Below are 13,822 nucleotides of genomic sequence, written 5' to 3'. Positions count from 1 at the left end.
GAGAGAAAATCAATTAAAGCCGCGGGCAGGAAACATTCATTAACAAAAAGAACATGAATTTCACACAGGCTGCTTTAGGATGTTGCACAGACTTGTTCAAGGAGCCTGACAATGAAAACGACAAAGACACTGGTTGCCGCTGCCCTCTCTGCTGTACTGCTGTCAGCCTGTGCCACAGCCCCCAATCCCGATTCAACCGTCTCCGGCCATGCCAGCACAAATGTCAGTGCTGACAGTATTCATGCCGAGTCCGAGCGGGCCAATGCCATGTTTGAAGCCATGTTTATGGAAAATGTGATGGCCAGTCCCATCACTCAAACCTATCTGGGCATCAAGCAGGACTATGGCAAATGGGATGAGATCAGCGAGTCAGCCCGGCAGCGGGATCTGCAGCGCGCCAAACAACAGCTTATTCAACTTGGCAGCCTCAATCCTGCTTTGCTGGATAGTCAAACCCGCATCAGTTACAACCTGGCCAAACAGGGACTGGAGCAGCAAATAGCCAATTTCAGGTGGCGCCACCATAACTATCCGGTAAACCAGATGTATGGCGTCCACTCCACCACTCCGGCGCTGCTTATCAATCAACATGCCATTGACAGCCTTGAGGATGCCGAAGCCTACATCAGTCGCCTGCAGGGCATTAAGCAACGTTTTGCACAGCTCAATGCCGATCTCAAGCTGAAAGCTGATCGGGGTATTATCGCTCCCGCATTCGTGTTCAATCATGTGTTGTCTGATAGCCGCAACATCATCCGCGGCATGCCGTTTGAAGCCGGTGAAGATTCAACTCTGCTGGCCGATTTCAAAAGTAAGGTCAACAAGCTGGCGATCAGCGAACAGCAAAAACTTGAACTGATAGCCAAAGCCAACGCTGCGCTGCTGCAATATGTCGCACCGGCTTATCAATCGCTTATCGGCTATGTCAGCGAATTGCAGGCCAGGGCTGATACCCGTGATGGTGTATGGAAACTGCCTCAGGGTGATGAGTTTTATGAAAACGCACTGCAGCAAACCAATACCACCGACCTGAGTGCAGATGAAATCCACCAACTCGGCTTGCAGGAAGTGGCACGTATCCATGATGAAATGCGTGCCATCATGAAGAAAGTGGGCTTTGAAGGCGATTTGCAGGCCTTTTTCGCGTTTATGCGTGATGACCCAAGGTTCTACTATCCTGACACTCAGGCCGGAAGGGATGCGTACATTGCCAAAGCCAAAGCCTACATAGACAACATGAATGCCCGTCTGGATGAAGTATTTCGTATCAAGCCCAGGGCAGGCCTTATCGTTAAGCCGGTGGAAGCGTTCCGGGAAAAGTCGGCCGGCAAAGCCTTTTACAGCCAACCGTCTCCGGATGGCTCCCGTCCGGGAACCTATTACGCCAATCTGTACGACATGAAAGCCATGCCGAGCTACCAGGCAGAGGCCTTAGCCTACCACGAAGGCTTGCCTGGGCATCATATGCAAATTGCCATCGCTCAGGAGCTGGAGGGTATCCCCAAATTCCGCCGCTTTGGAGGTTACACCGCCTACATCGAAGGCTGGGGCTTATATACTGAGCTGTTTCCCAAGGAGATGGGACTGTATCAGGATCCCTACTCGGACTTCGGACGCCTGGCAATGGAACTGTGGCGCGCCTGCCGCCTGGTCGTGGATACCGGTATTCACAGCCAGCAATGGACCCGGGAACAGGGAATTGCCTACTATGTACAGAACACCCCGAATGCCGAATCAGACGCCGTCAAAATGGTCGAACGGCACATAGTGATGCCTTCCCAGGCCACAGCGTACAAAGTGGGTATGATAAAGATTCTGCAATTGCGCGAGCAGGCAAAGACCCAGCTGGGAGACAACTTTGATATCCGGGACTTTCACACATTGCTGTTGAAAAATGGCCCGCTGCCTCTGGATGTACTGGAGGAGCAAGTCAACCTGTGGGTAGATGAAGTCAAGGGTGGATGACGTCAATAAAGGGTCATGTCACTCAACCCGTTCTGATCAAATGATTCAAGGACGCAGATATCCCGTGGAATTGCCCTACGGTTCTGACAACCGGGAAGATTAAGGATTCAAACAATAGACAGTAAAAGTCCCGGACAGTGCCGGGACTTTTTTATTCAAAGTGGTAACGCCCAACAGAGCACAGGCAGCACATTTTCTGCCGACACTCGCCAATTGTCGGTTTCAGACGACAATCACCGCCGGGCCTTTAATCACCACACGCTCAAGCCAAACTGTTACTTGCGTTCAGCATACAGTGCCGCGTATGGCTGATCCCAGTATGGTGGCGCACCAATTCTGTCTTTGATGAAGTCGATAAAGGCACTGACTTTTGGCGCCAGATGCTTACGACGCGGATAAACCGCCTGCAAAGGCAAATGATGCGTCAACTGCCAGTCCCGCAGCAAAGGCACCAACGTTCCCTTTTCGATTTCGCCTTCAAGCAGATAACTGGCGAGATAGACCACACCCAGACCATTCACGGCCGCAGACTTGAGCGCGGGCGCGTTATCTACGCGGAAGTTACCATTGACGCCAATTTCACAGTAGTCGTCCCCTTTGCGGAACTGCCACACGCTGTGTTCATGCCATTCGCCGTGGTACACCAAACAGTTATGGTCCACCAGCTGCTCTGGACGCTCCGGAGCACCATGACGGGCGATATAGTCGGGAGATGCCAGCAACATAAACTGGCACTTCATCAGCGGTCGCGCAACCATCCCCAGAGGCAATTGCTCGGACATCGTCAGCAGCAGATCCAGACCTTCACTGACCACATCGACTTTGTGATCCAGCAAACTGACCTGCAACTCCAGCTCCGGGTGAGTGGTCATAAACTCTGATAATGCCGGAATAATGTGCATGGTGCCAAAAGACTGGGAGATCCCCACCTTGAGCACCCCGCGGGTGGCATCATTGAGATTGTGAACGCTGGCAACTGCCTGATCGGCGTCCCGCAGCAGTTCCTCTCCCTGCACATACAACAGATGTCCGGCTTCAGTCAGACTCAGGCTGCGGGTTGTTCGCTGAATAAGCTGTACCCCGAGTTTATGCTCAAGATCGGCAACCTGGGTACTTACCTTGGATTTGGAAATTCCCAGTCGTCGGGCGGCGGCACTGAAGCTTCCTGCCCTGGCCACATGGGTGAAGATAGCTATCGGTTCTAAGAGTTCTAACATGGGAATCGCCTTCGCTGTTCACTAAGCTGTTTTTATTATTCCCCCCGCCAGGGATCCACTGCGGGAGCCTGGCAAAGGTCCTGTATATAAAACTATCAGGTTAAGTCGGCGAACAATCAAACCACAAGTAAAATCTCAGCGGATTTTCCGTGGCTACTGCTCAAATTTCGCCAACTGTGGACATTTTGGCGGAAGTATAGCAGACAATCTGTCTAGTTTTAAGATAACCAGATAAAAGTCAGTAACTTCCTGTTTGGACAATAGCGCTGCCAAACAGATTTATTGCCAGTTTTCTTTGACAGGGCAAACAAAAAAAGCCCCTGACACCAATGATGTGCAGGGGCAAGCGGGTTGGATTGTCCAAATGTCAGAACGGGAGTACCGGTTTAAAAGATGAAGCTTTGAAGCACTTAAAAATTACATGTTCCGGCTGTCTGACTCTGTCAGCCTGAAATCAGCCAGCTGTGGAATGTCACGGCGCAACTGAGCTTCAAGCGTGGCAATCTGTTTCATATCCTGACACATGGCATTGGCACGCTCTTCAATGGCATCACCGCGCTGAGTCATTGCAGCGTCAATCTCGTTGCCAATATTGTCCATTTTCTCGCTCATGCTATTGAGTTTGGCTTCCAGAGTATCGCCGTCAGCCTGCAGCATCTGGGCACCAATATTCATCATGATAGAGCCGATTGATTGTATAATCAGTTGCTCCATTTCCTGTTCAAACTCTTCGCCAAATGCCTCATCGATAGAGGTTCCCGATACTCCGAGACGATATGTATCACCATTACGTGATGCCAGCAGCGCCATTCTGTCCTCAACCCTGTTCATCAGCGCGGCCAGCTGCGCACTGCTGCTGTCACCCAGCAAGGGCGTCAGAGCCAGCGACAGTGCTTCACCGGTCAGCACCAGAGTATCGTTTACCAGCGCCACAACCTGTGGCACCTGAGTGGCAACCTGCTGCTCATAACGAGCAACCAGCTCCCGTTGTCCGGCAGTCAACGCAATTTTCTTATCATTAATACGCAGCTCACCATCGCTGAACTGATAGCGGGTTTGGTCATCCGTAATCACCTGCAAATTATCCGGCTCCAGCACCAGATCGTAATTAATTGAAATGTCACAATCATCACCGGCGAAAGCAAAAACACTGGTACAACTGAAGGCGGCTGCGGCAACTATTCTGGTAAATCTGTTCATGGCTTCGTCCTTAAATACGCGTTGGTATAACACAAGCAATGCCAACAACGTGCCAACATTGTTAAATCGCAGTGAAACATGGAGTTGGGCAGGAATTGTGGAAATCAGGGAGGAGATGACTTTGTATCAGATATCCGGGGTTGTGGTGAAAATCATCAGATATTGGTCAGAACGCAAGAGACATAAACAGAGGCCATGACGCAGATGGTCACAGCCTCTGTTTATGATTCAGAAAATGGATCGTCCGAGGGTTTGACTCAGTCCTTCCAGCATGGCGGTGCCGGCGACAGAGTTACCCTGATTGTCCAGCGCAGGTGACCAGACACACACGGACATATCACCGGGGATCACTGCGATAATACCGCCGCCGACCCCACTTTTACCCGGCATTCCTACCCGGTAGGCAAACTCTCCGGCACCATCATAGAGGCCCGAGGTCGCCAGCAAGGCGTTCATTTGTCGGGCCTGCACTGGTGAGATCAGTTGTTTTCCAGCCAGTGAACGGCCCTGATTGGCCAGATACATCATGGCCCGGGACAAATCTGCGCAGCTCATACGCAATGCACAATAATGAAAATAACTGCGCAGCACGGTATCCACGTCGCATTTGAAATTGCCAAATGACTTCATCAAATAGGCAATGGCGGCATTTCGGGCACTGTGCTCATACTCAGAGCGGGCTACCTCTTTGTCATAATTGATCAGCGGATTGCCACTCAAATTACGTACCAGCTCCAGCATCCTGTGTTTGGGCGCGCTCAAACGTCCCTGCAATAAATCCGCTATGACCAGTGCACCGGCGTTGATAAACGGATTGCGGGGAATACCGCGCTCCAGTTCAACCTGCACCAGAGAATTAAAGGAGTGACCGGATGGCTCTTTGCCGACCCGTTGCCAGATGTCCTTCTCATCATAGAGTGTCAACGCCAGCGTCAGGCTGAATACTTTGGAAATACTCTGGACAGAGAAAGGTTCGAGATAATCCCCGGCGCCAATAGTGACGCCATCAGGAGTAGTAACGGCAATGCCGAGTTTATTGCCACTGACCTTGGCCAGTGCGGGGATGTAATCGGCCACCTTGCCCTGGCCCAGCAAAGGCCGGGCCTGCTCTACCAGTTGTTCCAGCAGTTGTGGCTCTGGCATCAATCCCACCAGAGATCGTACAGCTCAGTCACATCCACGCTGGCAACAGGCTGTGACTTCCAGAATGCCAGAACGGCTTCCCGGTCTTCATCGGTGCACTTGCCCAGCTTTTGAGTAGCGATAATCCCTTCCCAGCTTTTGTGGCCGCCACCGTGGAACCCCAGATTACGGGGCTCGATAACGTCATCGATAAATTTGTCTACCAGCTGATCGATTTGCTCTTCAGTTACACTGTCGGCAAAAGTCCAGTGCACGTCAAAACCCAACTCCTGAAATTCATCAACGCGCAGTTTCTTGCGCAGACGAGGGCTGCGATTTGTAGCCATAGTGACTCCTTTATAGTCAGGACAAAAACTGACGGCACCTAAAAGGTGCCGCTAAAAACTATTATGAGGTGTAAACCTGCTTAGTCTACTTTCTCAAACATCAAATCCCAAACGCCATGACCCAGACGGTGACCACGGGCTTCAAATTTGGTCAGCGGACGATGGTCGGGACGCGGAACATAATCACCGTTGGCCGACTGGTTACGGTAACCTTCAGCACCACTCATGACTTCCAGCATATGCTCGGCATAGTTTTCCCAGTCCGTCGCCATATGGAATACACCACCGACTTTCAGTTTGCGGCGGATAAGCTGAGCAAATTCAGCCTGTACAATACGACGTTTGTGGTGACGTTTTTTATGCCAAGGATCCGGGAAGAACAACTGAACCCGGGCCAGAGAACCATCAGGAATGCTGTTTTCCAGCACTTCGATGGCGTCGTGGTGATAAACGCGCAGATTGGTTACTTCTGCCTTACCGGCATCACTCAAACAGGCGCCAACCCCCGGCTTGTGTACTTCAATACCGATAAAGTTCAGCTCAGGCGCCGCGGCAGCCATGGCCACCAGCGAAGCTCCCATACCAAAACCAATTTCCAGCACAGTGTCAGCGTCGCGACCGAATACCGCCTGCAGGTCGATATTATCCGGAGTGTAGTCCAGCCCCATTGATGGCCAGTACTCCTCCAGCGCCTGCTCCTGACCTTTGGTCAGACGGCCTTCTCTCAATACAAAACTGCGGATTTTACGCAGGTATTTGCCTTCTTCATTAAACTCAGCGGTGGTCACTTCGCTCATTCTTGCCTCGCCTGATTTGACGCCCAAAAACACAAAAGAAGGGCATTATCCAAAGTTCACCTCACAGCGCAAGCTTTTCGCTCAAAGCTTCATAAAAAACCTGCCAATTACACGTTCAAAGATAGTGGGGAAACCTCCGGCCAACCACGGCTATTGTACCTGAGGTAGGCAGTGGCTACACTGCACCGGCATTTGGCCTTAACCCACAACCGGAACACTATGACACAGCAAGCAAGTGACCAACAAGCTACCCCTTTCAGCCAGCGGATTATCAGCTGGTATGAGCAATTCGGCCGTAAACACCTGCCTTGGCAAGAGCAGAAAACGCCGTATCGGGTATGGATTTCTGAAATCATGCTGCAGCAGACCCAGGTTGCCACTGTCATCCCTTACTACCAGAAGTTTATGGCCCGCTTTCCTGATGTGGTGAGCCTGGCCGATGCACCGACAGATGAGGTTCTGCATTACTGGACCGGTCTTGGCTATTACGCCCGGGCCCGCAATCTGCACAAAGCGGCGCAGGTCATCCGCGATCAATTTAATGGACAGTTTCCCACCGATTTTGAGCAAGTGCTGGCATTGCCGGGTATTGGTCGCTCCACAGCCGGCGCGGTATTGTCACTGTCATTGGGTCAGCATCACCCCATTCTGGATGGCAATGTAAAACGGGTACTGGCAAGACATGGCGCAATCGCCGGCTGGCCAGGAGAAAAAGCGGTGGAAAACCAACTCTGGCAGCTCACCACCCGCTATACCCCAAAGCAGGATGTACAGGCGTACAATCAGGCCATGATGGATATCGGCGCCACTATTTGTACCCGCAGCAGGCCCAAATGCGAACTTTGCCCTGTAGCCCGGGACTGCCAGGCCCAACGTCAGGGAAAACAGACAGACTATCCGGGTAAAAAGCCTAAAAAACAGATCCCGGCCCGCGATGCCTTTATGCTGATCATCCGCAATGGCGATGAGGTGCTATTAAAGCAACGTCCACCTGCCGGTATTTGGGGCGGCCTGTGGTGCTTCCCACAGTTTGATACCCAGGCCGACATGCAAGAGTTTGTGCTGGCTCAGGGACTTGACGGGCTGACTGAGTGTGATGCGTTCAGGCATACATTCAGCCATTTCCACCTGGATATTCAGGCCTGGCAGGTACAATCCCGAAACAGCGGTGACGGGCAAGTCATGGAATCCGGCGGCAGTCTCTGGTATAACCTTCGTCAACCCGAAAAAGTGGGTCTGGCCGCCGCTACCGAGCGATTACTGGCCGGGCTTACCGCAGGCAACTAAAGGAGTAACCATGGCTCGCACCGTCAACTGCGTATATCTGAAGAAAGAAGCAGAAGGTCTGGATTTTCAACTGTATCCAGGAGAGCTGGGCAAGCGCATCTTTGACAGTATCAGCAAAGAAGCCTGGGCCTTGTGGCAACAAAAGCAAACCATGCTCATCAATGAGAAGAAGCTCAACATGATGAATGTGGACGATCGCAAATTGCTGGAAGAACAAATGGAAGCTTTCCTGTTCAAAGGACAGGATGTGGAAATTGAAGGTTATGTACCACCCGCTGCTGACTAATTTGTGTAGCTGTTGTGGCGCGCCGAACAGTTTGACAAAATAATTCGCTTATTTTGACAAAAGTCCGGCGCAGATGTCAGGCTATCACACAGCATCATTTGCCAAACTCAAAGGCCCTTACAAAGGGCCTTTGTTTTGTCTACAGCAGTCCTTCTGCCGTTGCGGCCTCGACCAATACCGGATCTATTGACGCTTTGACATACAGGGCCTCCCACAAATCATAAAGCTGGTTGGCGACATCGCCACTGGCATTATCCGTCAAGGCGTCAAACTCGCGGATAAGCTCAAGAGTCAATGGTTGCGAGAGTATTTCCTGCGCCCTTCTGAGTGCATCTGAATTGTCATCATGTGAATCTGTCATCATCCGCCTTACGCCTCACTCAACGTGCAGATCCTTCTTTCTGCACTGTAAAGCGTAGCAAATCTGTCAATAAGCCAGCACCTGGACTGAGCATGACTAAAGTAACCACAGCCCCGCTGCAGTATTCTCGCCCATGAATAATGCCGGACTGACCACAAGGAAGTGCGGACAAATATTCAACATTCAAATCGTTCCGGCTAAATATTACTTGCCGCAGTACATTTGAACCCGATAAGATACGCCCACTTCGATTCGCTGTAAGGCAATGGAAGACAGACGCAAGTCTATTGCCCGAATAGCTCAGTTGGTAGAGCAGCGGATTGAAAATCCGCGTGTCCCTGGTTCGATTCCGGGTTCGGGCACCACTTAATATCAGAGCCTGTGGGTGTCGATATTAAGTTGAACACATTTCGCCGGCATAGCTCAGTTGGTAGAGCAACTGACTTGTAATCAGTAGGTCCCGAGTTCGACTCTTGGTGCCGGCACCATATAAACAAACAAGGCTGCCTCAATGGGCGGCCTTGTTTGTTATTGTCCTCAATAAGTTATCTGTACAGTTCGAACAAATCCCATTACTGGGAACTGTCCTTCCGGGCATCCCCCATGAGCTTCAAAAAACTACTCTGCTGCCAAATTAATGACTGGCGTGTCAATTTTTAAGGCTTGTAACTTTAGACCGAGCAGGTAACATCAAGAGATAAAATAACAAACGCCAATAATAACTATGTTTGGAAAAAAGAAATCTCAGGCGGGGCTAACTTATATTGCTCAGGGCACCAAAATCTCCGGCGAGTCAGTGTTTTGTGGTGATGCACTGGTTGGCGGTGAAATTCACGGTACAGTCTCATCAGAATCGACCATTACCATCGAACCTGATGGCCTGATCACCGGCGAAGTCAATTGCCAGGAAATCAAAGTCTCCGGCTACTTCAAAGGTAAACTCCAGTGTGAAAAGCTGACCATTACCGGCAGCGGTACTGTGGAAGGTGAAGTCGCCAGCAGCCAGATGGAAATCTTTGAAGGCGGCCAGTTTATCGGTGTACGAGTCAAGGAGCGCACTGAATTGCTGGACAGCAAACATCTGGTTGACGAGAAGAAACTGCAGCAAATTATGCAGTTGGATGAAGCGCAGGCTTAAAAACAGTGCCAGTGGCTTATCGTCCTTTTTAATACACAACACCCCGCAACTGCGGGGTGTTGTGTATTCAGGCATATAGTTCTAGTTGCATGGCCGAGGATCCAGCGAAGCAATACGGCACAGCTCCGGCATCAGCTCATGTAAGTTATCTCTGGCGGCAATCCAGGTCAGCGGGTATGTCCCGCAAAAAACCTGCAAGCGCTTACTTGTTTAGCATTGGTCCGCAGCTACCACTCACAACCAGAAGAAATCGCTGCAACAGCTACGCTCAAAAAGCACATGTAAAAGCCAGTAGATTCAACAATATTGCACTTTCAAAGTCTGGGTTGCAGGTATCCCCGCAGCAAAGAGACAAACTCCTCAGGAGATCTGTCCAGACTGTCTGCCGGCAAGTAGATATGATAACCCAGAGCCCGGTTTAACAGCTCACAGCGATGTCCGAACATGGCAAGCACACCCCGGTAACGCTCTCCATTGATAATCAAAGGGGTAAACTCCGCACTCAACTGTTGCTCCAGCGTGTCCAGCTCATCCAACTGACCCACTGCAGTCATCAGCAAAGGCCGCTGCTCACTGACAAAACCTGTCGCCAGCCTTGGAGAAATGCAGTCCAGCACAGGATTGAGCTGCCTGAGCCTGACGCCAACGTAGGGCAACTCAGTCAACTCCATCCCCTGAGTTACACGCACGACATCAACACGCTGGATATTGTCCCAGGCGATACCCAACTGCCCTTTTCGATGCACAAACAAGAGACCATCGGACGTTAACTCAAAACTGATCTCAGGCTCAGCCAGCTTGCTCCCCCCCAGGATGAGTGCAATAGCCCCCAGAGTGAAACACACCAATCCCGGGGCAAACAGGCCGCGGGCTCCCACAAACAGCCAAAATGCCAGCACCAGCAGAGCAATACCGGCCAGGGTGAAACTGATGGCGTTACGTTTATTGAAAGGCCGAATGGCTAGAGCTTCGTTCATACACAGGTTTCCAAATGCTATTTGTGCAGCACCTTAGGCTCGTCGGCATGCTCTTCGTCCTGCTGGTATCTCAGGAAAAACCAAAGCCTTCCCACCCACTCGTGAATGGCCCGCTGAGAGGTCTGCAAATTGTCAGCACTGAGTACCCACCAATGACCGCTACGGTTTCGAAAATCCGTAGGCGCCGGCTGAGGATGCAGCCCGGCATCATCAAATATGGTCATGGCTCTGGGCATATGGGCAGCAGATGTCACCAGGCGAAACGGCACATCACCAATTTCCATCTTCAAATAATGTGCTTCTTCAATGGTATCTTTGGCGAGCGGTAAACGGATAATCCGCTCAGGTGGCATCCCCAATTCAGTCGCCGCATCAGCAGCCACTTCCGCAAAAGAGCGGCGATTAAACTCGCCTGACCAGCCGCTGGTGACCAGCATGCAATCCGGCCCAAGACTCACCTGCCGCAACCCCTCCGTCAGTCTTGCAAGCGCAGTGGATGACAACTGATGTAAAGGTCCGGGAATACTGTCATCCATACCACTGCCCAGCACCATCACCACGCAGCCGGTATCCAAAGCAGCGTTATTGACCTGATACTGCCGCTCCAGCGTGCCGGTCAGCCAGTTACTGACCGGCGTTGACGATAAGCCTGCAAGCATCAGCATAGCCAAGATCACCAAACGCTTGCCAGCACGGCGCCACAGCAGCAATGCCAGTAACAGCAGTAATAAAGTTAACGGAATAGGCATCAACAACTGAGATACCATTTTTTTTAGCCAAAAAGTCACGCGATTCCCTCCGCATCATTCCATAGCCAGGCGGCACCGCGCACGCCGCTTGACGCTCCATATAAATTCGGCACTACCTGAGTGCGGCACTCACCACCCACTGTGCAGGAAGGCAGTCGGCTGGCCAGTTCACCATACAAGGCGCTGATATTAGAAACTCCGCCACCAAGGACAATTACATCAGGATCCAGCAAATTAATCACATGACCAAGCGCACGGGCAAGCCTGTCGATATAGCGTTCAAACACCGCCTGAGCAACCGCATCACCGCCTGCGAGCCGAGCCATGATGTCCTCTACCCGCAAAACGGTAGACAAGTTCAATTGCGTATTGTGACTGTGCTGATCTGCATCCTGGTAATCACTCACCAGCGCTGGGCCGGAAATAAAGGTTTCGATACAGTCGTACTTGCCACAAAAACACTGACGTGAGCGAAACTCAGACTCTGTCATCCAGGGCAAGGGATTGTGGCCCCACTCCCCGGCCACGGCGTTTACACCGCGATGCACCTTACCGCCCGTCACAAAACCGGCACCACAGCCAGTCCCCAAAATCACGCCAAATACCGTATTGGCTCCCGCACCCGCGCCATCAGTTGCCTCCGACAACGCAAAACAATTGGCGTCGTTAGCAACTCTTACCGTTCTGCCAAGCCGCGCTGTTAAATCGCTGTCCAGCGGATGCCCATTAAGCCAGGTCGAATTGGCGTTTTTCACCAGATGGGATACCGGAGAAATCACACCCGGGATCCCGACACCAACGGTTGCAGTAACACCAACTTCTTGCTCTGCCTCAGTGACCAGAGATGTCATCACATCAAGTGCGCCGGCATAGGTTCTGGCAGAAATCACCCGCTTACGAAAGACTTCCAAGCCGTCATCGCTGAGCATCACCAACTCGGTTTTGGTGCCACCCAAATCAATACCAATTTTCATCTTGTTCTGTATATCTGTTCTCTGCGCCCCGGATATAACACGCATACTCTTTGTCGTTTATTCGCTGCCATAAAACCAACGCAATTGCACAGGGGGCTATCAACCGGGTGCACTGGCAACAAACCAGGGATTTATTATTGAGTCGCCGCGATTGTACGTCAGCGGCTTGCCAGTTTCATACTCCAAAACCCGACCACCGGCGCTCTCCAGCACTGCCTGCGCTGCAGCGGTATCCCATTCACTGGTCGGCCCAAGGCGGGGATAGAGATCTGCTAGTCCCTCGGCGAGCAAACAAAATTTCAGCGAGCTGCCAATGCTCAACATTTGGTGCTCACCCAATTTATCCAGATAACCGGCAAGTTCAGCTGATGGATGAGAGCGACTGCCCACCACCACAGGTAAGATGCGTTTATCGCGACTCATAGGCAATTGCTGCTGGCATCCCTGATGAGTCAGCCAGGCGCCCATTCCCCGTTGGCCGATATAGCATTTATCAAGCACTGGCGCATACACCACGCCGGCAACCGCACGCCCTTGATCGATAAGCGCAATATTCACGGTAAATTCGCCATTGCGTTTGATAAATTCTTTGGTGCCATCCAGCGGATCAATTAACCAGTAACGCGACCAGGTCTGCCGGATCGCATAGGGAATATCCGCCGCTTCCTCAGACATCACCGGAATACCGGCAAATTCCCCGGCAAGTCGCTCACAAATCAGCTGATGACTGGCCAGATCCGCTGCGGTCACGGGACTAGCATCAGCCTTAAGCATCACGTTCACTTCACCGCTATGCTCAGCACCATGATAAACCGACATAATCGCCTGTCCGGCATCACGGGCGATCGCCTCCAATGCACTGAGCTGCTCTGCGCTTAATGGCAGATGATCTACACGGGTATGGGACATGAATGCTCCTGATGACCTTCTATCAATCCGGGTGTCACAAAATGGCCGACATTATGCCAGCAATCTGTTCAACTGTTTAATAACCAAATAAAAACTAAACGAAAGTTTGGCTATGAGAAATCAATCAATCAATCAACCGTGGAGTCCTGTTACTCATCATATCTTTGTATCGCTTTGACTCTCGAGGGTACAAACAAGTCCTTACAGCACTCTGGCTGACGAGCTAAAGCAAGTTCTAGGTATTCAAATGAAGAAATGCTGGTTGCCTTTCAAAGCTGAAAAAGCGCCATCGCAAATACCCGAAAACCCTGGAGGGCGTGACTGATTGCCCTCTCTTTGTTGCCGCTGTTGTTAAGAACTGGAGCCTTTAACATCAAGCTGCGCCGTACATCTAAAGGCTATCCGAACTCCCAGAGCACACAGGGAATTATTCGCACCGGTCCTAAATCATCAGTGCTGGATAGTGTTCTTCATTCCCGGCAGGCGTATACTG

General features: G+C 51.4%; 14 protein-coding genes and 2 tRNA genes. 6 read left to right on the top strand and 10 right to left on the bottom strand.

Annotation, left to right across the window (positions count from 1 at the left end):
* The first annotated feature begins 105 nt into the window (after nucleotides 1–105).
* Nucleotides 106–1,965: a DUF885 domain-containing protein gene (locus ACRRUX_RS10680; protein ID WP_432530217.1), complete on the top strand. Its 1,860-nt coding sequence runs from the start codon at nucleotides 106–108 to the stop codon at nucleotides 1,963–1,965.
* A 275-nt stretch (nucleotides 1,966–2,240) separates the two neighbouring features.
* Here ACRRUX_RS10680 and ACRRUX_RS10675 read toward each other — a convergent pair whose 3' ends face one another.
* From ACRRUX_RS10675 to trmB, 5 genes are all read right to left on the bottom strand, one after another.
* On the bottom strand, nucleotides 2,241–3,182 hold the full coding sequence (locus ACRRUX_RS10675; protein WP_432530032.1) for a LysR family transcriptional regulator: 942 nt from the start codon (nucleotides 3,180–3,182) through the stop codon (nucleotides 2,241–2,243).
* A 417-nt stretch (nucleotides 3,183–3,599) separates the two neighbouring features.
* Nucleotides 3,600–4,382 (bottom strand): YggN family protein, encoded by a 783-nt coding sequence (locus ACRRUX_RS10670; protein ID WP_432530030.1) that lies wholly within the window; start codon nucleotides 4,380–4,382, stop codon nucleotides 3,600–3,602.
* Nucleotides 4,383–4,610: 228 nt separating this feature from the next.
* Entirely contained in the window at nucleotides 4,611–5,525 is a 915-nt protein-coding gene (glsB, locus tag ACRRUX_RS10665) for a glutaminase B (RefSeq protein ID WP_432530028.1), read from the bottom strand.
* On the bottom strand, nucleotides 5,525–5,851 hold the full coding sequence (locus tag ACRRUX_RS10660; protein WP_432530026.1) for a YggL family protein: 327 nt from the start codon (nucleotides 5,849–5,851) through the stop codon (nucleotides 5,525–5,527). The genes glsB and ACRRUX_RS10660 overlap by 1 nt, the downstream gene beginning before the upstream one ends.
* An 80-nt stretch (nucleotides 5,852–5,931) precedes the next feature.
* On the bottom strand, nucleotides 5,932–6,648 hold the full coding sequence (trmB, locus tag ACRRUX_RS10655; RefSeq protein ID WP_432530024.1) for a tRNA (guanosine(46)-N7)-methyltransferase TrmB: 717 nt from the start codon (nucleotides 6,646–6,648) through the stop codon (nucleotides 5,932–5,934).
* Nucleotides 6,649–6,867: 219 nt separating this feature from the next.
* Here trmB and mutY point away from each other — a divergent pair, with 219 nt between their 5' ends.
* Both mutY and ACRRUX_RS10645 read left to right on the top strand, forming a co-directional pair.
* Complete coding sequence (gene mutY, locus ACRRUX_RS10650; protein ID WP_432530022.1) at nucleotides 6,868–7,935, top strand: A/G-specific adenine glycosylase; 1,068 nt, start codon at nucleotides 6,868–6,870, stop codon at nucleotides 7,933–7,935.
* Nucleotides 7,936–7,945: 10 nt separating this feature from the next.
* The gene (locus ACRRUX_RS10645) at nucleotides 7,946–8,221 is read left to right on the top strand and encodes an oxidative damage protection protein (RefSeq protein ID WP_432530020.1); all 276 of its coding nucleotides are present in this window, start codon (nucleotides 7,946–7,948) and stop codon (nucleotides 8,219–8,221) included.
* A gap of 139 nt (nucleotides 8,222–8,360) precedes the next feature.
* On the opposite strand, the gene ACRRUX_RS10640 is transcribed toward ACRRUX_RS10645, so the two are convergent.
* Complete coding sequence (locus ACRRUX_RS10640; protein ID WP_432530017.1) at nucleotides 8,361–8,585, bottom strand: hypothetical protein; 225 nt, start codon at nucleotides 8,583–8,585, stop codon at nucleotides 8,361–8,363.
* A 286-nt stretch (nucleotides 8,586–8,871) separates the two neighbouring features.
* Here ACRRUX_RS10640 and ACRRUX_RS10635 point away from each other — a divergent pair.
* The 3 genes from ACRRUX_RS10635 (at nucleotide 8,872) to ACRRUX_RS10625 (ending at nucleotide 9,720) form a co-directional block, all read left to right on the top strand.
* Nucleotides 8,872–8,947, top strand: a tRNA-Phe gene (locus ACRRUX_RS10635).
* 47 nt (nucleotides 8,948–8,994) lie between these two features.
* A tRNA-Thr gene (locus ACRRUX_RS10630) sits at nucleotides 8,995–9,070 on the top strand.
* A gap of 236 nt (nucleotides 9,071–9,306) precedes the next feature.
* Complete coding sequence (locus tag ACRRUX_RS10625; protein ID WP_432530015.1) at nucleotides 9,307–9,720, top strand: bactofilin family protein; 414 nt, start codon at nucleotides 9,307–9,309, stop codon at nucleotides 9,718–9,720.
* A gap of 314 nt (nucleotides 9,721–10,034) precedes the next feature.
* Here ACRRUX_RS10625 and ACRRUX_RS10620 read toward each other — a convergent pair whose 3' ends face one another.
* The 4 genes from ACRRUX_RS10620 to cysQ all read right to left on the bottom strand — a co-directional run bounded on the left by ACRRUX_RS10620 (nucleotide 10,035) and on the right by cysQ (nucleotide 13,329).
* Nucleotides 10,035–10,697 carry a DUF2982 domain-containing protein gene (locus ACRRUX_RS10620; RefSeq protein WP_432530013.1) on the bottom strand — a complete coding sequence of 221 codons (663 nt, stop codon included), beginning with the start codon at nucleotides 10,695–10,697 and terminating at the stop codon, nucleotides 10,035–10,037.
* A gap of 17 nt (nucleotides 10,698–10,714) precedes the next feature.
* The gene (locus tag ACRRUX_RS10615) at nucleotides 10,715–11,485 is read right to left on the bottom strand and encodes a YdcF family protein (protein WP_432530011.1); all 771 of its coding nucleotides are present in this window, start codon (nucleotides 11,483–11,485) and stop codon (nucleotides 10,715–10,717) included.
* On the bottom strand, nucleotides 11,482–12,420 hold the full coding sequence (locus ACRRUX_RS10610) for an ROK family protein (protein WP_432530009.1): 939 nt from the start codon (nucleotides 12,418–12,420) through the stop codon (nucleotides 11,482–11,484). The genes ACRRUX_RS10615 and ACRRUX_RS10610 overlap by 4 nt, the downstream gene beginning before the upstream one ends.
* Nucleotides 12,421–12,519: 99 nt before the next feature.
* A complete protein-coding gene (gene cysQ / locus ACRRUX_RS10605; RefSeq protein WP_432530007.1) occupies nucleotides 12,520–13,329 on the bottom strand; it encodes a 3'(2'),5'-bisphosphate nucleotidase CysQ in 810 nt (269 codons plus the stop codon).
* Between the last annotated feature and the right edge of the window lie 493 nt (nucleotides 13,330–13,822).

Source organism: Shewanella sp. GXUN23E (genome assembly GCF_050865035.1).
In the GTDB taxonomy this organism is placed as follows: Bacteria; Pseudomonadota; Gammaproteobacteria; order Enterobacterales; family Shewanellaceae; genus Shewanella.
This window is presented reverse-complemented; position numbering and strand designations above follow the sequence as displayed.

Excerpts from the sequence above, each read along its gene's own strand:
- ACRRUX_RS10660 (WP_432530026.1), bottom strand. The coding sequence starts at position 5,851 with ATGGCTACAAATCGCAGCCCTCGTCTGCGCAAGAAACTGCGCGTTGAT.
- glsB (WP_432530028.1), bottom strand. The coding sequence starts at position 5,525 with ATGCCAGAGCCACAACTGCTGGAACAACTGGTAGAGCAGGCCCGGCCT.
- ACRRUX_RS10625 (WP_432530015.1), top strand. The coding sequence starts at position 9,307 with ATGTTTGGAAAAAAGAAATCTCAGGCGGGGCTAACTTATATTGCTCAG.
- ACRRUX_RS10670 (WP_432530030.1), bottom strand. The coding sequence starts at position 4,382 with ATGAACAGATTTACCAGAATAGTTGCCGCAGCCGCCTTCAGTTGTACC.
- ACRRUX_RS10620 (WP_432530013.1), bottom strand. The coding sequence starts at position 10,697 with ATGAACGAAGCTCTAGCCATTCGGCCTTTCAATAAACGTAACGCCATC.
- ACRRUX_RS10610 (WP_432530009.1), bottom strand. The coding sequence starts at position 12,420 with ATGAAAATTGGTATTGATTTGGGTGGCACCAAAACCGAGTTGGTGATG.
- ACRRUX_RS10675 (WP_432530032.1), bottom strand. The coding sequence starts at position 3,182 with ATGTTAGAACTCTTAGAACCGATAGCTATCTTCACCCATGTGGCCAGG.
- ACRRUX_RS10645 (WP_432530020.1), top strand. The coding sequence starts at position 7,946 with ATGGCTCGCACCGTCAACTGCGTATATCTGAAGAAAGAAGCAGAAGGT.
- ACRRUX_RS10640 (WP_432530017.1), bottom strand. The coding sequence starts at position 8,585 with ATGATGACAGATTCACATGATGACAATTCAGATGCACTCAGAAGGGCG.
- cysQ (WP_432530007.1), bottom strand. The coding sequence starts at position 13,329 with ATGTCCCATACCCGTGTAGATCATCTGCCATTAAGCGCAGAGCAGCTC.
- trmB (WP_432530024.1), bottom strand. The coding sequence starts at position 6,648 with ATGAGCGAAGTGACCACCGCTGAGTTTAATGAAGAAGGCAAATACCTG.
- mutY (WP_432530022.1), top strand. The coding sequence starts at position 6,868 with ATGACACAGCAAGCAAGTGACCAACAAGCTACCCCTTTCAGCCAGCGG.